Raw genomic sequence first — 18,584 nt, forward strand, 5'->3', positions numbered from 1 at the left:
AATTTGTATCTTATAACTGGTAACTTCAATAAAAACGTCAATATTTTAAAAGGGTTATATGAGGGGGAGGCAATCTACCGCGTCGAGATTAAATGGTGGTAGAAAATTGACTATTACTACGAGGTTCTGTGGTGAACTGATAAAACTGAGCAATGCGACCTGCACGCGCCTCAACATCAGCAGAGCGTTGCGGAAAATTTTCAATAGCGTCATCATCTATAGAATCGCTCGCAGCAAACTCATTATCGATTTTAAATGATGATTTATTGTCTTCATCCGCTGCTTCAACTTTATCAGTATTAGCAAGCTCAGCTTGCGCTGCGGCAAGCTTTTGAGTGGCATCAGCCGCAATAGCACGATCAGCACCCGAAGGCTCTGCTGGAGCAAGTGCTGCAGCACGTACCGTTTGCATTTTTTCTATAGTGGCTTGTGGATCACCTTCAATTTCCGCAACGTCAATTTGAACTTCACCACCAACGGCGTAATTGGTCCCATCGGGGCCACGCTGATATTCATAGCTAGGAAAACCTGCATATTGCCCACCAACAGCAGCATGCGCTTGTTCATGAATACGCACTTCGGTATCACGAGCTTTAAGCTCTTTAATTTGCTCAGCATCTTGTTGCTCTTGCTGTGCAGCTTGTGCTTGTTGCTGCGCTTCTTGTTTAGCTTCTTGCTGTTCTTCGCTTTGCTCTGGATTTTGCTGTGCATCACCTTGCTGACGCTGTTGAATTACTTTTTCATCGGCAAGTTTACCCTTAGCATCATATGTGCCGGTATCATTGCTACCGGGTTGTTTGGTTTTTTCATTATCACCGAGGGCTTTGTTTTCAGCATTACTCGGTTTTGCAGCAGCAGGTGGCGGGATAACTTCCCGAAGTTGGTTGTCACGCCGAGCAGTTTCCGTATAAACATTAGCGGTGTTTATATTTACATTAGGAAATGGCGTGACAATGTTCATGGCAAATTAAACACGAATATCAATCAAAGTCCCCAGCACTTCGTCCGCGGTTTGAATTGATTGTGTATTCGCTTTGGCGTTAAACTCTTCAACTTTCAAATTCACCAAGGCTTCATCAATGCGAGCAGGTTGCGATACCGGAGCGGTGACCGCTTCTTCCGGACGCGCAGCCTGAAGCTGACGCTGCTGGGCAAGCTGTGCATCATCTTGTTGCTCTATGCTGGCGCGATTAATTTCTGCGCTGGCTTTTTCAATGCCCTGACTGGCACGATTAAAACCTTCAACACCATTATTAAAAACAGATCCGATTGGCATATTAAACTCCCACCAATGATATATTGGTTAATTATCGCTCATAAAACAGCCAAAATAAAGCTTTCCACTAGAGTTTTTGGGACTCCTTTAGCGTTACTTTTTAAAGCATTGATTTGATGGCGGATAAAAATTCTTTTTTGTGCGAAATAAAAGGGGCATGAGATGCCTTATCTATCACTTCATACTCAAAATCGCTATTTAAAGCCTGCATTTTAGCCACTGCACGATATGGCACTAACGCATCTAAACGACCAAATACACCGCGAATTGGTACCTGACAATTAGCAAATGCATTGCGTAAATCATCATGCTGTAAAATGTCTAAGCCAACACTTAGGGCACTTTCTTGCGGTGCTGGATATTCATTTAATAATTTTTTCAGTTGTTTTATATCATCACGGGCACTATCACTGCCCATAGCTTGTATTGCTAAAAACCGTTCAATAGTTTTTTCACGATGAGCGACTAATTGATCTTTAAACGCAGTGAGTACATTGTCTTTGATCCCAGGCCAATTATCGGTTTCAGCAAAAAATGGCGTTGCGGCAACTAATATTACTTTCGCCACTTTTTCAGGCCAATGTTTAGCAATATAAACAGCAAATAAACCACCTAGTGACCAACCCATTAAAGTCGAGTTTGGTTGCAATTGCTTACTTAATTGTAACGCAGCAGCATGTAAACTATACGGTTTTGGCCATGCTTCACTATTGCCGTAACCCGGTAAATCAAGGCAGCGCACGGTATCGGCATGAATAAACTCAAGTTCAGGTAAAATAACCTGCCACACTCCTTGGTTCATTCCCCAACCATGTAATAACACTAACTCATTTTGCATTTTCACCGACCCTGTTCCAAACTTAGCGCTCATAATAGCGCTTAAGGGAATGAATGCAATGACTGCTTTTAATCAATGTCTTCAGCAGTTAGGAGATTGGTTTTTCCCTTCTTTTTGCGTGCAATGCCAGTGCGTTGTTAATAGTAAATATAGCCTGTGCGAACAGTGCCTAGCAGATTTATCGCTATTCGATTTACAGGCACATCCAAATCTATTGTACCGTCCTGATATAGTAGAGCTGTTCCCTGACTGCCAGTTTGATCATCTATTTGCTTGTGCTTGGTATCGTCCTCCATTTGATAACTGGCTCAGCCAACTAAAGTTTAGTAACCAAATTCATTATAAAAAAGCCTTATCACTAATAATTAGCCTGCAATTTACTATCAGTAAACACACCAGCGACTCATGGCCTGAGCTATTTATTATTTTACCTTTACACCAACAGCGGTTTTTACAGCGCGGCTTTAATCAAGTATCACAATGCTGGTTGCCTTGCTTAAAAGATGAGCCGGTTGATTTTCTAAGTTTACAGCGCAGTAAAAAAACCCAAGCGCAATCATCACTCAGCAAAGCTAAACGAATAAAAAACTTACAGGGTGCGTTTATATGCAATACCGATATGACAGGAAAAACCGTGGCTATTGTTGATGATGTGATGACCACAGGCGCCACTTTGAATGCAGCCACTGTGGCACTTAAACAAGCGGGTGCTAAACAAGTCTGGGCATTTGTGACTTGCTTAACACCATTGCGGGATTAATCCTTAAACGGAGTAATTATTCTGCATTTGCGCTAAATGTATGACCGAAAAATAACGCATTACTCAATAACCGACTCGTGCCGTACCAATAACCTCTGAATACAGGGTTATCTGTCATACCAATTACATTACCACGACCATACGAATGAGCGACTAAACCAGCCGCACCAGCAACTTGTTCAATATTTACGTCATCGGTAAAACCCGCTAGCAATGGTTTTTCCGTGTACTGCAAGACATTAACAAATGGCGCCGGTGACATTTCCAGTAACCAGGTACTATTTTTAAACACTGGCAAGGTATTACGCTGTAATGAAAAAGTAAGTGGGTGAGTTAAATCGACTTTCGTATTAAAGATTGCCCCAGCGATACGCTGACGCCCTGCTAGGTGATCTTTATCACCATAATGCAAGCCATCGGTCTTAAAGGCACTGGCAACATCTCGGCGTGATAAATAGGTAGTTTTTAATAGTTGCTGATCAACTAAGAACTTAGCTCCACCTTTATGCCCCCATATTACACCACCTTTACGGACCCATGTTTTAATAGCAACTTTATCAGCATCACTCAAGCTGTTGTAGTTACCATGTGCTAGTACGATATGACTGTAGCCACTAAGCTCTAAATTACCCAAGCGTTCTATTTCCACTATGGTCGGCGCCACGCCGACAAAACGATCAAGGTAATACCACACTTCGCCAACTTCATATTGACTAGTCCCTTGGCCGCCCACAAGCAACACTTTAGGTGCTTTAACGACCGCAAGAGTTCGTGATCCTAAATCGGCACCTTGTGAAGTCAAGCCCGAGGTAATTGGCGTGATGGCAATACCAAATTCATTTTGCGCATCATTTAATAATGTAACCCATTGTGGATTAGTTTGAATCCCTGCAGGAACAATAATGCTCCCTGCGGCAAATTCTTCAGTACTGGTAAGTGATTTAGCTGATAATGGACTTAAAGCGACACGCGCCTGCACGCCTTGTTGTAATAACTTATTAAGCATTTTTGGTGCTAAATAATTATCCCACTTAAAGCCAAACGCATACTGTGCCTCCAATGCTTGAAATTGAGCTTGCTCAGGCTGTTGCCATGCATCTTTGCTAACGTCCAAGCCCCAACCGCTTTTTATAGCTGCAAACTCTAAATTAAAAGCATGAGCTAAAGTCCAACCTGATACATCATAAAAAGTATTATCAACAAAGCGCTTTTGCTCACTGAAAATCGCTTTTACTAAACGAAATTGTGGTTGTGCAAGCGGTACAAAATAGCTCCCCGCTGCAAAGCTTTGCCCATTTGCTTTTACTGCTTTATTGAGTGGGTATGCCTGAATTTGATGCTGCTTTAATAAATCTAAAAACAGCGTCATACGGGTAGTATCAGCACCACTTTGCACAACATAACCCTTATAATCTTCATCATTAGCAAGCTCTACAGCATTGTTATAAAAACTGGCTTGATAATCCAGTAACGCTTGACGGTTATCTATCGCCGCCTGAAATGTAGATAGGCTCGTAAGCAGCTGATTTTTAATTGTGAAAGGAAAAGTTAAAGTACCGTTTTGTGTTTCCTGTACATGACCCCGTGAACTGGCTTGCTCAAATAAAATGCCCACGCCACCGTTTACATCTGGGTAGGTAGAGCCTTTGCCATAGTAAAAGTCATCAAAGCTTTCTTCGGTAAAATACAATGCATTATGTTCATCTAATGTTTTTGCATGGTAGTTACCGATAGCCTTTGTAAGGCTAACATTTTCATCAGGGGTGATAGGGTGTTTGCGCGATGGAATACCTGGTTGAAAGAAAAAGGTGCTGTTAGGGCCCATTTCATGAAAATCAGTCAATATATTTGGCTTCCAGTGATGAAACTTAGCAATTCGTGCTCGCGACTCTGGATGCTGTAGCAGTAACCAATCACGATTTAAATCAAACCAGTAATGATTAGTGCGGCTACTTGGCCAGCTTTCAATATGCTCTCGCGTTTGTGGATCAGACGATAAGTTCATGCCGCGATTGCTATTAGCCCAATTAGCAAAACGCGCTAAGCCATCGGGATTTAATGAAGGATCGAGTAAAATAACGGTATTATTTAATAGCGTATCTATTTCTTTACCTTGCGCAGCAGCTAAATAATACGCCACTAATAAGGCTGAATTACTACCCGATGACTCATTACCATGCACGCTGTAACCCATCCATACCACGGCAGGTTGATCTGTGTTTTTGGCTTTTTCTGAATCTGCTAAACGAGCTAAATGTGCTTGGCGGAGTTGCTCTACATTCCCCAACTTATCAGCTGCGGTGATAGTTAGCATAACAAGCGGGCGCTGTTCGTGAGTGCGACCAATCACTTCAAAGTTAATACGGTCACTCTTCTCTGCCAATATCTCCATATAGCGAACGAGTTGATCATGGCGGACATGCCACTGCCCAACTTCATAACCTAAAACCTGCTCTGGAGTAGGAATTGTTGGATCAAATTTCACATCATTATTGAAATAATAGGAAAGCGGTTGCGCTAAACAAGAAAAGCTCAGCAATAGTGTAAAGATTGTTATTATCAAACGCATATAAAACACTCAGTAAATGATCAATGTTTGCACGCTACCACTGCTTAAAATAGATGCCAAATTTTTACGCTCAACACTGGCGACAACGCGATGAGCGGAGTATGATAACCAGTATCCGAGTAATTTAGTCAAGTATAGTTGTTTTATGATTTCTATTTCCGAAACCGCACAATCGCATTTTGCAAAATTATTAGCTGACCAAGCTGAAAAAACAAATATTCGTGTATTTGTTGTTAACCCTGGCACATCACAAGCGGAATGTGGTGTTTCTTATTGCCCAGAAGATGCAGTAGAAGCCACTGACATTCGCCTTCCTTTTAACGGTTTTGATGCTGTTGTTGACGCTGAAAGCGCGCCATTTTTAGAAGAAGCTGAAATTGATTTCGTTACCGATAAAATGGGCACACAGTTAACACTTAAAGCCCCTAATGCAAAAGCCCGTAAAATCGGTGATGACGCAAGCCTTAACGAACGTATTCAGCACATGCTAGAAACAGAAGTTAATCCTCAACTTGCTAATCATGGTGGCCAAGTAAGCCTTGTAGAAGTAACCGCTGAAGGTATTGCGGTACTACAATTTGGCGGTGGCTGTAATGGTTGTTCAATGATCGACGTTACGCTTAAAGAAGGCATTGAAAAAGAAATGATTGCAAAGTTTGATGAGATCACCGGTGTTGCTGATATCACAGACCACAAAGCTGGCGATCATTCTTACTATTAATCGCTCATCATCATGTTAAAGCGGCTGATATATCGCTTAGGCTCTGAACCTAAGCTCAGCTTAAAACGCTTTTTACGCGGCCTAGCACTGTTTGTGCTGGCCGTGATATTTATTGCTCTTGGGTATTACACCCACTTCAGCTTACAAATCATCGGCTTAGTAATTTTAGCAATCGCACTATTCTTCGCAGCCTGGGGTTACCTTGGTATTTTTGCTAATCGATTCTCACAGGTATTAGATAGACAAAGTTCCCGTACAGAAGAAGATCCTGATCTTTGGAAGTAGGTTCTAGGTTCTAGGTTCTAGGTTCTAGGTTCTAGGTTCTAGGTTCTAGGTTCTATCAAATGCTGACATAAAAGGGTTGCGGGAGCCAGAGTTTATGAAGAGCGAACCGACGACCTTCGGGTTATGAGTAACCCAACAGTGCATTCACTGAATTTCAGACATAAAAAAAGAGTGTCGATTCATTATTACTTGATTTCAGTGGTTGCGGGAGCCGGATTTAAATAGATGGCCTTTGCTGGCTAATGTAGAGCTGAGACCGACGAGCTATTTATTTCACTGAATTTTAGACATAAAAAAACACTCATTAAGAGTGTCGATTCATTATTACTTGATTTCAGTGGTTGCGGGAGCCGGATTTGAACCGACGACCTTCGGGTTATGAGCCCGACGAGCTACCAGGCTGCTCCATCCCGCGCCTGAAATTGCAGATTTATTTATAGTTGCTATACATGACAACTTGGCTTCCAATAAAAATTGGTTGCGGGAGCCGGATTTGAACCGACGACCTTCGGGTTATGAGCCCGACGAGCTACCAGGCTGCTCCATCCCGCGCCTGTATATTTTAAGTCTATCGACTAGTGATTTTTAACTCTCACCAAGAGTTTACAGTAACCGCTTCTTTAAAAGAATTGGTTGCGGGAGCCGGATTTGAACCGACGACCTTCGGGTTATGAGCCCGACGAGCTACCAGGCTGCTCCATCCCGCGCCTGTAATTTCTTATTCAACAATTTCGCGCTTTTTGCGAGCCTGTTTCGAAGAGAGCGCTATAGTATAGGAATCAAATTATAATGCAACAGTTAAACTGCTTAAAGCTGTTCAACCGCACAAAAAGCAAACAAACAGAGTGATTAAACGGCTCTTTGGTGCGGATTTATCATTTTTTGCCATTCCCAATCAGGGTGGCCCATTACTATGAAGTCAGGATTCTCTGTACTCTCACGTTGATTATAGGTTAACGGGTTAAACTCAGCATCAGTAATACAGCCCCCCGCTTCTTCAACAATTATTTGCGATGCTCCTGTATCCCACTCTCCAGTCGGCCCGATCCGTAAAAAACAATCCGCTTTACCTTCTGCGACAATGCAGGCTTTTAAAGAACATGAACCAACAGCAACCGTTGTAAATTGCATATTCAAGTACTGGCTTACCGCTTCAATTTTTTGTCGACGACTTACCGCTAAGGTTAAGTTATCTGGGGTGGCAACATTAATTTGCTGATCGTTACCATCAATACGTTTAAATGCACCATTTTGATAACTGGCAAAATAAGTAGTTTCTTTCGCAGGCCAATAAATCACACCAAGTACCGGACGATTATTTTCAATCAGGGCGATATTTACGGCAAAATCACCGCTTTCTAAAATAAACTCACCCGTGCCATCCATTGGATCGAGTAACCAGTAACGCTGCCAATTTTTCCTGTCTGCCAAAGCAGGGATCGGCGTCTCTTCCGACATGATAGGAATATCTGGCGCCAGTGCTTTTAATCCAGCAACCAGTACATCATTAGCGGCTAAATCAGCTTTAGTGACGGGTGTATGATCTGACTTTTCTTGCTCGCCAATATCATCTTTCTTGTAAATTGCCATTATTGCTGCTCCTGCGCTTTGCGCAAGCTCAATACATGGCTCAAGTAATTCAATCATTCGCAGCTCCCACTTCTAAATGCTTAGTTAATAATAGCAAAGCTGCAACGCTTCGTGCTTCGGTGAAGTCTGATTGTTGTAATAATGACTGCCAATCTGTTAATGGCCACTTAACAACCACTAAAGGCTCAGGCTCATCGCCAACTAATGTTTGTGGGTAAAGCTGTTGGGCAAATAGTATATGCATGGTGGCATTAAAGTAACTTGGCGCCATAGACACTGTCTTTAGTGACTTTAACTGCTCTGCGCCAAAGCCTACCTCTTCTTTTAGTTCTCGATTAGCTGCTTGCTCTGGGGTTTCGCCAGGGTCAATTAATCCTTTCGGAAAACCGAGTTGGTAGTCATTAGTGCCGGCACAATATTCACGCACCAGCAGCAGTTCATTTTCAGCCGTTAATGGTACAATCATTACAGCGCCTCGGCCACCGCCGCGAATGCGCTCATATTGACGCTGTTCGTCATTTGAAAATTTTAATTCAAGTGATTCCACCGTAAATAATCTACTCTTAGCAACGACTTCGGTGCTAAGGATCTGTGGTGGTGTTGGGTGCTTTTTCTGTGTCATTGGCATTAATTTGCTATCATGGCAGTTAGTTCAATAATAAACCCTATAAGATGAAATTCCTATGCTAAATTGGTCGAAAATCGATACAGTGCTATTAGATATGGATGGTACTTTACTCGATCTCCACTTTGATACTCACTTTTGGCTTACCGTGATCCCTGAACAACATGCCATTGTACAAAACATTAGCTTAGCGCAAGCTAAAGCAGATATTCTTAAACGTTATCAAGCGGTCAGCGGGCAAATTCAGTGGTATTGTTTAGATTACTGGGAACAACAACTTAACCTGCCAATCATGGAGCTAAAGCGTCAACACCAGCATTTGATCAAAGTACGTGAAGATGTACCAGAATTTTTAACTGCATTACGAAAAGCAGGTAAAGAGTTAATCTTACTGACCAATGCACACCCAGAAAGTGTGATGCTCAAATTTGCACAAACCGACATCGATAATTATCTCGATGGCGTGATTTCAACACATCAATTTGGAGTTAGTAAAGAGCACCAACCATTATGGCAACAAGTACAGGCTGAGTTAGGTTTTAATAAACAACGAACGTTATTTGTTGATGATAGTTTAGCCGTACTTAATGCAGCGAAAGAATATGGTATTGGCCATTTATTGGCGGTTGCTAACCCTGATAGCAAACAACCGCACAATGAGCTCAGTGACTACTTAAACGTGACCGATTTTCGTACTCTGCTCCCTTAGTTTTTCGGGTAACGAGCCTCTAAGCCTTGGTAAACAAGCTTTGCGAAATCAGCATGCTCAGTATCAAGGCTTTTAACCACCTCAACTAAATGCTCGTTGTCTTCTTGACCATTCCAAACTTTGATGTAGCTACCGTCTTTATAACCATGATCTTGGCGGAAAAAGTTAAGCGTATTTTTACCAACATAACCACGATATAAGTCATCGATATCCATACCAATTTGCGCCATACAGCCAGCAAAAGCTGCTGCATTAAAGGTTTTATCTGCAACAGCTGATGCAGCTAGCGTTTCTAACGTTTGCTTGAAATCATCGGCTTGTTGCGGTGCACTTAACTGTGCTTCAAGCTGTTTAGCAAGCTCTAAGTAGCTTGTTTCACCATCAATACGTAGCGATAAACCAAAATGAAAAATATCAACGAGCTCTAAAATAACTTGTTCAGTATCTGGTGTTTGTTTTTTCCACCATTTCCAACCGTAATGATCAAGCATTTCTGCACATTCAACCCAAATAGCACGATACCATTCAAAGCCTTGGCTAAACCATTGCTCATGAACTTTGGTGTTCATCGCATTTTGCATTTCTAGCATCACCACTAGTTTATTTAAATTGGCAGACATATCTCTTCCAGTTACTATTTTAATTGCGGTAATAATACAGGTAAGATGAAAGAAAAACACCTCCAAGTCGTTCTACTACTCTATGATTACAATAATTAACTAAAGATGAGTAAACACTATCATGTTAAAATCAATTCTATTAAGTTGTATATTTTTACTCACGTTTCATGTAAGTGCTAATACTTCATTGAATATCGCGCCTGCTGCTGAAAAAGCCAGTCCGTTAATGCCAGGTTTAACGATTCCAGCTTTAACACTCAAAGATCAAAATGGTAAGAATGTTGTTTTAGCGGAACGTTTTGCTGAAAAAACGACGGTGCTTATCGTATACCGTGGTGGTTGGTGCCCATATTGCTCGAAGCAATTAGCGAATGTGCAAAAAATTGAAGCTGAACTCGCTGACCTAGGTGCGCAAATTATTGCAGTATCACCAGATAGTCCAGAAAAATTGGCTGAAAGCAAAATAGATTCACCAAATTATCAGCTACTTTCTGACGATAGCCTATTACTTAGCCAAGCGCTTGGTTTAGCTTTTTACCTTGATGATAAAACAGCGACTATTTATCGCAATAAGCTCGGTGTGAATTTTGTGTCTCTTGATGGTAAGGCGAAGGTAGCCTTACCTGTGCCGGCAGTTTTTGTAATTGACCAGAAAGGTTTAGTGCATTTTCAGTACGCAAACCCTAATTATAAAGTTCGCCTTACTGAAAGCTTACTATTAGCGGCAGTAAAATCTGTATCTGAGCAATAGCGTAATTAGCAGAGGGTTTTAACCCTCTGCTTACCTGCCGGTGGTAAATTCTTGCCATGAATTAATCAGATCTACAAAATCTTCAAAACCACAGCCACTGCTTAAACCATTTTCTTCGAGCATCAATTCATCATCTTGATAAGCAAATAAATCTTCAGAATCTTGATGTAAGGCATGTGCTTCAAAGATGGCTTCATCTTTATTTAAAATCAAATCAATTTCTTGGCCTTGCAGTGTCAGCGCTTCAAAACTACTCGCAACTGAGGCGATTAAAGCCTGCACCATATTGATTTTATCTTTACCGATTTCTTCATTTAGCCAACGGCCAATAACAGCATGCTCACTGCTAATTTTAATACGTAAGCCACTTATTGGATCGCGTATAAATTGGTATTCCATAACTTTACCTAAATACAACTAATACCCAGAATTATACCCTAGGCGGTTGTGGATCACTAAAGCCAGATACAAAAATAGCGCTAAAAAGCGCTATTCTTTTCAAGTGATACAGCTACCGGTAACTTTTGAAACGAGCCGCATCGATGATTGCCCAAATATAGACAATAGGGAGTAAAACAAAACCTACCACTACGTAGATAAGTGCTCCACTAATAACCCAAGCTAAGAAAAAGAAAATAGCGGCCATTATACGCCCTTGAACTAACTGCCCAAGACCTGGAAAAAATATATTACAAATCGCCGCAATTACATTACCGCCTGAACCTTGCTCTGCCATGTTAACCTCAATTATTAATTTAATTTTCTTTTTAGATACTTACACACATCATGCCAATTATTTAAGTAATTAAAAATCAGTAGGTTACAATAAAAATATTTTTAATAGTTTTTACTAAATCGTGATTTTTACTAAATATCAGTCAAATTGGCTACAGCTAATAGCGCTCATTACAACAGCTTAGCTAAAAAACTCATTAAATAGAATAAAGAACATTTTAAAATTAACTGTTTATAAAAACAGTATTTTATTTAGCCTAACAAAAACACCTGTTATACTGCCCTTAATATTGATTGAAAAGGCGTGATGATGGACGTTTCTGAATTACTCGATGGCTTAAATGACAAACAACGGGATGCCGTAGCTGCTCCACTGCAAAATATGCTGGTGCTGGCTGGCGCAGGCTCAGGTAAAACTCGAGTACTTGTTCATCGCATCGCATGGCTTATGCAGGTAGAGCAAGCTTCTGCTTACAGTATTTTTGCAGTAACCTTTACCAATAAAGCCGCTAAAGAAATGCGCACCCGAGTTGAAGAAGCTCTTAAAGCGCCTGTCGGTGGTATGTGGATCGGTACCTTCCATGGTTTATCACACCGTATTTTACGCGCCCATCACCGTGAAGCTAATTTACCTGAAGCATTTCAGATTTTAGATTCAGACGATCAGCTACGCATGATCAAACGCTTATTAAAAGCCATGAATATTGATGACAAAAAATGGCCCGCAAAGCAGTTTGGTTGGTATATCAGCGCCAAGAAAGATGAAGGCCTACGACCAAAAGATATTCAAGCTTATGATATCAATGAGCAAATGATGCTTAAGGTCTATACCGCTTATCAAGAAGCCTGTGACCGTGCTGGATTAGTTGATTTTGCCGAAATATTACTGCGTAGTTTTGAGGTTCTGAAAAACAATCCAACTTTACTACGTCACTACCAGCAACGTTTTGCCCATATGCTAGTAGACGAATTTCAAGATACCAACACCATTCAATATGCATGGCTTAAATTACTCGCTGGCGATACCAACAGCATTATGATTGTTGGTGATGATGACCAGAGTATTTACGGATGGCGCGGTGCAAAAATTGAAAACATTAAGCGCTTTTTAACCGACTTTGAAGCCGAAACAATTCGCCTCGAGCAAAACTATCGTTCTACCGCCACTATTCTAAAAGCGTCTAATGCGCTTATTCAAAATAACTCAGACCGGATGGGTAAAAGCCTCTGGACCGATGGCAATGATGGCGAGCCTATTTCTGTTTATGCCGCTTTTAACGAATTAGACGAAGCGCGCTTTGTCAGCAGCAAATTACGCAGCTGGCTCAATGCAGGTAATGCATTACAAGACGCAGCGATTTTATACCGTAGTAACGCGCAATCGCGGGTACTTGAAGAAGCCATGCTACAAGAAGGCTTAAAATACCGCATTTACGGCGGTATGCGCTTTTTCGAACGCCAAGAGATTAAAGACGCACTGGCGTATTTACGCCTTGTTGGCAATCGCCAAGACGATGCCGCTTTTGAGCGTGTTATTAACACCCCAGCCCGCGGTATTGGCGACAAAACCCTAAGCCATATTCGTGATTGTGCACGCAGTGAATCACTGCCGCTTTGGTACGCTGCAAAAGCCATTGTTGAGCAACAGCACCTATCAGGGCGTGCGGCTAGTGTTGTAACTAAGTTTGTTGAGCTGGTTGAGCACATTGAAGACAAAATTGGCGATCTCACGCTAGAAGAGCAAGCCAAATACGCGATTCAAACATCGGGCCTTATGGCAATGTATCAAGCTGAAAAAGGCGAAAAAGGCCGTGCTCGGGTAGAAAACTTAGAAGAGCTGATCAGCGCCTGTGGCCAATACGAACTCCCGGAAGATGAAGAGTTTAGCTCACCACTGCAAGGATTCTTGGCTTATACCTCCCTGGAGTCGGGTGATGGCCAAGCTGAAGAGCATGAAGATGCCGTGCAAATGATGACACTGCACTCAGCGAAAGGCCTAGAGTTCCCGCTGGTATTTATGGTTGGTGTTGAAGAAGGCATGTTCCCATCACAGCAAAGCAACGAAGAATCAGGCCGTTTAGAGGAAGAGCGACGTCTTTGCTATGTAGGTATGACTCGCGCAATGGAAAAACTCTACATCAGTCACGCTGAAAGCCGTCGTCTTTATGGTCAAGAAAAATACCACAGCCCATCACGCTTTTTACGAGAAATGCCTGAAGATTGCATTGAAGAAATTCGTATAAAAACCCAAGTATCGCGCCCGCCTGCAGCTGGCCGATTTAGCTCATCGGTGAGTCATGCAGCATTTGAAGAAAGTGGCTTTAACTTAGGGCAGCATGTATTACATGCTAAATTTGGTATGGGAACAGTTATTAATTACGAAGGCAGTGGCGCTCAATCTCGCGTACAAGTGAATTTTGATGACTTTGGTAGTAAGTGGTTAGTAACTGTTTATGCACGACTGCAAGCTATTTAGTCCGCAATTAGCATCTTTCCTCACGCAACTTGCCTATGCAAAACATAGGCAACTGCTATTAGTTACTGGCGAGCAAAATTGGTGTTACCAGCAAGCCAATCAGTTACTCCAACAACTGGCTCCCGTCCAATATAAGGTATTATCAGCCAGCCGTGAGCTCAAAAATAGTAGCTGGACTGAACATACTCATCAGATCCTCGGCCAAGAATTTCAACATGTTATTTATGATGGCTTTAGTGGCTTAGCCCCAGATAAACTCGCCGCTCTCAGCGGCACAGTGCAAGCTGGCGGGTTATTTATTTTATTATTACCAGAGCTGGCTGATTTACAGCATTGGTGCGATCCAGCCCTCGAGACCTTTCAATCATTTGCGCAACAACGCCAGCACAGTTACTTTAATCAACGTTTAGCGGGTTTACTCACCAATAACTCACTACTGCATTTTAGCCAAACAGAAGGTTGGCAACCACTTCCTAAAGTGAGCACAGAAGCTGGCGTACTTTCACTGACAGAGCAACAGTATTGTGTTGAGCAAATAATTAAAACCGCAACAGGAAGAGCAAACCGGCCATTATTGATCAGTGCTGATCGTGGCCGCGGAAAATCTGCGGCACTCGGCCTTGCAGCAGCAAAGCTTAGCGATAAAAACATTATTATCTGCTCACAACAATTTTCAGCTCTGCATAGCTGCTTTAAACATTTTGCTGCTGAGCGAGGCTGCCATTATCAAGCACAGCAAAAACAACTCGCTAACCTACGTTACATTGCACCAGATCAACTATTAAGTGAGCAGCCTCAATGCGATGTGCTGCTAGTTGATGAAGCCGCAGCAATCCCAGTGCCCATGCTTATCAAAATGCTTGATCATTATCCCCGCATTGTATTTGCCAGTACTATAATTGGTTATGAAGGTAATGGCCGCGGTTATACTTTGCGCTTTAAACGCTATTTAGAAAAGCACTTTAAAAATATGCGCAGTGTTAATTTAGAGCTACCAATACGTTTTGCCCCAGCGGATCCTCTTGAACAACATATTTGTAAACTCTTAGCCCTAGATGCAGACTATACAAGCAGTGAGTTTACTAATACGGCACTTCAGTTTAGCGAGCTGCAAGCAACGGAATTAGCCCACGATGAAGCGCTACTTCGCCAAGTCATGGGTTTATTGTCGTTAGCGCACTATCAAACTAGCGTGAATGATTTACGCCATCTACTGGATGCCACAGCACAGCGAATTTTTGTCTGCCAACAACGTGATACGCTTCTTGGGGTATGTTTAATTACTATTGAAGGCGGTTTAAGTGCAACAATAAGCGAGCAGATCACCAGTGGCCAACGCCGCCCGCAAGGCCATTTAATGGCGCAAACCTTAGCACAACTAACTGTTGAGCCAAAAATACTCACCTTAAGCTGCGCTCGTGTAGTCCGCATTGCTGTTGCGCCATCGCACCATAACAACAAGATTGGTTCAAAGCTACTTGCGCATTGCGAGCAACAATTAACTGCAAGCTGCCATTGGTTTGGTGCCAGTTTTGGTGCAAATGCCAGCTTACTAAAGTTTTGGCAAGCGGCGGGCTTTAATCTGGTCAAACTGGGGTTCAAACAAGATAAAGCAACCGCAGAACATGCGGCACTAGTACTAAAAAGTTTAAATCGAGACAATACCTTAAACGATCAACTAGAAAGCGAATTTCAGTCTGATTTTGCATTGCACCTGCTCGATCATTTTAACCAGCTAGATCAGCAATTAGTCGAGCAAATACTGACAGCCTTTATGCCATGCCATGTGGATCGCCACTTAGATAAACGATTAAAATCTTTATTAACAACAGACTATCAATTACACGCCATAAAACCTCTACTATGGCGGGCATATTGGTGCACACCTCGCAGCTTGTTAACTTGTGATGAAAATACCAAATGCATTTTTATTAGGCTAATATTACAAAACTGGTCACCTAAAAAGGCACAAATAGCGCTACAGATCAGCGGTAAAAAATCACTCGATAAACAATTTAAACAGGCTGTGACTAATTGGTATGAGCAATATTTACTTAAGAAATTACCTTAGCGTTGTTTTATTGTTGCTATTGTTTAACGACAACTGTGCCTATGCCGAAGATAAACAAGTTATAAAGCTAGGTATGTCTACCGCCTTAACAGGACCTGCTAAACAAATTGGTGAGCAACTTTACCAAGGTAGTAATGTCTATTTTAACAAGGTAAATAAAAGTGGCGGCATCAATGGAGTTCAAGTGCAGCTTATTGTTGCCGATGATGGTTACGAACCAAGACGAGCAGTTCGTAATACTCGTCACTTTATTTATAAAGACAAAGTCGATGCGCTATTTGGAGCGATGGGCACACCAACAAGTTTCGCGGTTTCTGCTCTGCTTGAAAAGTTACAAACTCCTTATTTGATGCCTTACAGCGGCGCCGAATTTTTGCATTACCAGCCAAAAATGAACGTGTTTAATCTACGCGCCAGCTATGAAGATGAAGCTGACGAACAAATAAAATACCTGGTCGAAGAAAAGAATCACAGTCGTATTGGATTGTTAATTCAAGCTGATGAGTTTGGCTTCGTAGTAGAATCAGGGCTAAGAAAGTCACTCGCTAAATTTAATCTAAAACCAGTCAAAGTCGCACGCTTTCAACGTAATAGCCATGATATTGCAAATGCTTTAAAAACACTTAAAGCCAGTGGCGTGACTGCCATTAGTTTAGTAGGTACTTATAAGCCATTATCAGAGTTTATAAATAACGCCTATGAGCAACAATTTACCCCTGAATATACCAGCGTATCTTTTGCTTCAAGTTCAGACCTACTTGCTCTACTTAAATATCCCAGTGAAGTGATGGTCACCGAAGTCGTGCCAAACCCACATAAATGCAGCGCCTATTGGTGCCGTGAATTCTTAAAAGATATGGCACTGGCTAATATTAACAAACCAAATCGCATCCACTTTGAAGGCTATCTGAATGCGATGGTATTTACTACCGCGGCACAACGCTGTCCTCAACCACTGCAACATAATTGTTTGATGCAGCGCTTAAATATTATTTTCAGTGATGATAAACAAATAAACGCGTTATTCATCAATAAAACTGATAAAAATAAACATATCGTCTACCGCTCTGTGCTGTAACAAAATAACTGCGTTTTCTAAATAATGTTCTATTCTTAATCTATCAATCTAGGAGATGAGGGCTGTATGGATTTAATTAATTTTAGGGTAGGCCAAAAGACGATTTCATTAAAAATTCTCGACATCCTTTTAACTGAACGCTTTGAAGATAATTTAACCTCATTACCAAACGACAATAAAAGCTTTATTGGTGTTAAAGATTATATGGAAACCCCAACCCCGATCTTTGATTTAGGGATTATTCTTAATAAACAATCAACACAAGAAACCAATCAATCATTGGTCGAATTATTTAGCGAGTGGCAACAAAAGCAACAACAATGGTTTACTGCACTGGAAAACAGTATCAAACATAATCAACCGTTTAATCATAATACTGATGTTCAGCAATCAAATTTTGCAAAATGGTACAGTCATTTCAAAACTGAAAACGAAGATCTAAAAGCAATTATAGAGCGCTTTAAAACCCCGCATAACCGACTATACGCAAGAGCGAATAAATTAATTGAGTTGGTAAAACAAAACAACGAAAAACAAGCGCTAGTTGAACTGAGCATAGAGCGTAACAGCAACTACATGCAACTCATCAGATTGTTTGAATCAGCCAAAGAACAGATCTTACTCGATCATAAACCCATTATCATCTTCACCACAAAAGATGGCAGAACCCCTCATATAGGTTTACTCGTTGATAAAGTCGAAGATAACATCAGCTATAAAAAAGAAGATATCAAACCGTTAGACAAACTCACAGATGTCGGCTTTGATATTGATCCACAAACAAAGAATATGATGCGCGGCCTAATCAAACTGGAAAATAAACATAGCGTACTCATAGACCCAAGTGCGATTTTCAGACCACAGCACTTAATGCACCAACAGGCAGAAGAAACCGAAGAATATGGATTGTTTTAGCACGCTAGAATGGTTAAGTATTTAAGCCGATTGGTATAATTTTGCGAGTTTGCGAGTTTGCTAATTCACTTTATTCCAGACAACAAAAAACCCGTCACATAGCTGTAACGGGTTTCTTTAATTTGGAGCCTGGCGATGACCTACTTTCACATAACAAATGCTACACTATCATCGGCGCTGTTTCGTTTCACTACTGAGTTCGGCATGGGGTCAGGTGGGTCCAAAACGCTATTGTCACCAAGCAAATTTGGTGTAAGTTCGATTTAATCAAACTTACTAAAATTTGGAATTTCTGATAATAAAAAGTCTTCAGTAATCTACTTTAGTTATATTAACTTCTTCGCTTAAACTGTCGCATAAAACGCGTTTGGCGTTGTATGGTTAAGCCTCACGGGTAATTAGTACAAGTTAGCTTAACATATCACTATGCTTCCACACCTTGCCTATCAACGTTGTAGTCTTCAACGGCCCTTCAGAGACTTTAAAAGTCTAGTGAGAACTCATCTCGAGGCCTGCTTCGCGCTTAGATGCTTTCAGCGCTTATCAGTTCCGAACGTAGCTACCG

General features: G+C 41.4%; 18 protein-coding genes, 3 tRNA genes and 2 rRNA genes. 9 read left to right on the forward strand and 14 right to left on the reverse strand.

Annotation, left to right across the window (positions count from 1 at the left end):
- Positions 1-88 precede the first annotated feature (88 nt).
- The 3 genes from A7968_RS21250 to bioH form a co-directional block, all read right to left on the reverse strand.
- Positions 89-961, reverse strand: coding sequence for a putative metalloprotease CJM1_0395 family protein (locus tag A7968_RS21250; RefSeq protein ID WP_064668515.1), 873 nt, complete (start codon positions 959-961; stop codon positions 89-91).
- Between the two features lie 6 nt (positions 962-967).
- Positions 968-1,276 (reverse strand): hypothetical protein, encoded by a 309-nt coding sequence (locus A7968_RS21255; protein ID WP_064668516.1) that lies wholly within the window; start codon positions 1,274-1,276, stop codon positions 968-970.
- Between the two features lie 100 nt (positions 1,277-1,376).
- Positions 1,377-2,114 (reverse strand): pimeloyl-ACP methyl ester esterase BioH, encoded by a 738-nt coding sequence (gene bioH / locus A7968_RS21260; RefSeq protein WP_064668517.1) that lies wholly within the window; start codon positions 2,112-2,114, stop codon positions 1,377-1,379.
- Between the two features lie 58 nt (positions 2,115-2,172).
- Between bioH and A7968_RS21265 the strand changes: the two genes are divergently transcribed.
- Positions 2,173-2,874 carry a ComF family protein gene (locus A7968_RS21265; RefSeq protein WP_064668518.1) on the forward strand — a complete coding sequence of 234 codons (702 nt, stop codon included), beginning with the start codon at positions 2,173-2,175 and terminating at the stop codon, positions 2,872-2,874.
- A gap of 16 nt (positions 2,875-2,890) precedes the next feature.
- On the opposite strand, the gene A7968_RS21270 is transcribed toward A7968_RS21265, so the two are convergent.
- Positions 2,891-5,443, reverse strand: a complete 2,553-nt coding sequence (locus A7968_RS21270; RefSeq protein ID WP_064668519.1) for a M14 metallopeptidase family protein — start codon at positions 5,441-5,443, stop codon at positions 2,891-2,893.
- Between the two features lie 145 nt (positions 5,444-5,588).
- On the opposite strand from A7968_RS21270, the gene nfuA reads away from it, so the two are divergent.
- On the forward strand, positions 5,589-6,164 hold the full coding sequence (nfuA, locus tag A7968_RS21275) for a Fe-S biogenesis protein NfuA (RefSeq protein ID WP_064668520.1): 576 nt from the start codon (positions 5,589-5,591) through the stop codon (positions 6,162-6,164).
- A 12-nt stretch (positions 6,165-6,176) separates the two neighbouring features.
- Positions 6,177-6,449, forward strand: coding sequence for a hypothetical protein (locus A7968_RS21280; RefSeq protein ID WP_064668521.1), 273 nt, complete (start codon positions 6,177-6,179; stop codon positions 6,447-6,449).
- A 338-nt stretch (positions 6,450-6,787) separates the two neighbouring features.
- Here A7968_RS21280 and A7968_RS21285 read toward each other — a convergent pair.
- The 5 genes from A7968_RS21285 to nudE form a co-directional block, all read right to left on the reverse strand.
- A tRNA-Met gene (locus A7968_RS21285) sits at positions 6,788-6,864 on the reverse strand.
- Between the two features lie 60 nt (positions 6,865-6,924).
- A tRNA-Met gene (locus A7968_RS21290) sits at positions 6,925-7,001 on the reverse strand.
- A gap of 78 nt (positions 7,002-7,079) precedes the next feature.
- Positions 7,080-7,156 (reverse strand) — tRNA-Met (locus A7968_RS21295).
- Positions 7,157-7,298: 142 nt separating this feature from the next.
- Entirely contained in the window at positions 7,299-8,096 is a 798-nt protein-coding gene (gene cysQ / locus A7968_RS21300; protein WP_064668522.1) for a 3'(2'),5'-bisphosphate nucleotidase CysQ, read from the reverse strand.
- The gene (nudE, locus tag A7968_RS21305) at positions 8,089-8,661 is read right to left on the reverse strand and encodes an ADP compounds hydrolase NudE (RefSeq protein ID WP_192543012.1); all 573 of its coding nucleotides are present in this window, start codon (positions 8,659-8,661) and stop codon (positions 8,089-8,091) included. The genes cysQ and nudE overlap by 8 nt, the downstream gene beginning before the upstream one ends.
- A gap of 61 nt (positions 8,662-8,722) precedes the next feature.
- Between nudE and yrfG the strand changes: the two genes are divergently transcribed.
- Positions 8,723-9,373 carry a GMP/IMP nucleotidase gene (gene yrfG, locus A7968_RS21310; RefSeq protein WP_064668524.1) on the forward strand — a complete coding sequence of 217 codons (651 nt, stop codon included), beginning with the start codon at positions 8,723-8,725 and terminating at the stop codon, positions 9,371-9,373.
- Here yrfG and A7968_RS21315 read toward each other — a convergent pair.
- Entirely contained in the window at positions 9,370-9,993 is a 624-nt protein-coding gene (locus A7968_RS21315; protein WP_064668525.1) for a dUTP diphosphatase, read from the reverse strand. The genes yrfG and A7968_RS21315 overlap by 4 nt on opposite strands.
- A 121-nt stretch (positions 9,994-10,114) precedes the next feature.
- On the opposite strand from A7968_RS21315, the gene A7968_RS21320 reads away from it, so the two are divergent.
- Positions 10,115-10,744 (forward strand): peroxiredoxin-like family protein, encoded by a 630-nt coding sequence (locus A7968_RS21320; RefSeq protein WP_064668526.1) that lies wholly within the window; start codon positions 10,115-10,117, stop codon positions 10,742-10,744.
- Positions 10,745-10,774: 30 nt separating this feature from the next.
- On the opposite strand, the gene A7968_RS21325 is transcribed toward A7968_RS21320, so the two are convergent.
- Positions 10,775-11,143 carry a YacL family protein gene (locus A7968_RS21325; protein ID WP_064668527.1) on the reverse strand — a complete coding sequence of 123 codons (369 nt, stop codon included), beginning with the start codon at positions 11,141-11,143 and terminating at the stop codon, positions 10,775-10,777.
- A gap of 112 nt (positions 11,144-11,255) precedes the next feature.
- On the reverse strand, positions 11,256-11,480 hold the full coding sequence (locus A7968_RS21330) for a hypothetical protein (RefSeq protein ID WP_064668528.1): 225 nt from the start codon (positions 11,478-11,480) through the stop codon (positions 11,256-11,258).
- A 309-nt stretch (positions 11,481-11,789) separates the two neighbouring features.
- Here A7968_RS21330 and uvrD point away from each other — a divergent pair, with 309 nt between their 5' ends.
- From uvrD to A7968_RS21350, 4 genes are all read left to right on the forward strand, one after another.
- A complete protein-coding gene (gene uvrD, locus A7968_RS21335) occupies positions 11,790-13,955 on the forward strand; it encodes a DNA helicase II (RefSeq protein ID WP_064668529.1) in 2,166 nt (721 codons plus the stop codon).
- Positions 13,933-16,026, forward strand: a complete 2,094-nt coding sequence (locus A7968_RS21340; protein ID WP_064668530.1) for a GNAT family N-acetyltransferase — start codon at positions 13,933-13,935, stop codon at positions 16,024-16,026. Before uvrD ends, A7968_RS21340 begins: the two co-directional genes overlap by 23 nt.
- Complete coding sequence (locus A7968_RS21345; RefSeq protein ID WP_064668531.1) at positions 15,995-17,104, forward strand: ABC transporter substrate-binding protein; 1,110 nt, start codon at positions 15,995-15,997, stop codon at positions 17,102-17,104. Before A7968_RS21340 ends, A7968_RS21345 begins: the two co-directional genes overlap by 32 nt.
- A gap of 66 nt (positions 17,105-17,170) precedes the next feature.
- On the forward strand, positions 17,171-18,019 hold the full coding sequence (locus A7968_RS21350) for a hypothetical protein (protein WP_064668532.1): 849 nt from the start codon (positions 17,171-17,173) through the stop codon (positions 18,017-18,019).
- 127 nt (positions 18,020-18,146) lie between these two features.
- Here A7968_RS21350 and rrf read toward each other — a convergent pair.
- A 5S ribosomal RNA gene (gene rrf / locus A7968_RS21355) occupies positions 18,147-18,261 on the reverse strand.
- A gap of 135 nt (positions 18,262-18,396) precedes the next feature.
- Positions 18,397-18,584: ribosomal RNA gene (locus tag A7968_RS21360) — 23S ribosomal RNA — on the reverse strand; the annotation flags it as partial.

Origin of the sequence: Pseudoalteromonas prydzensis, from assembly GCF_001661495.1 — a bacterium.
Lineage (GTDB): Bacteria > Pseudomonadota > Gammaproteobacteria > Enterobacterales > Alteromonadaceae > Pseudoalteromonas > Pseudoalteromonas prydzensis.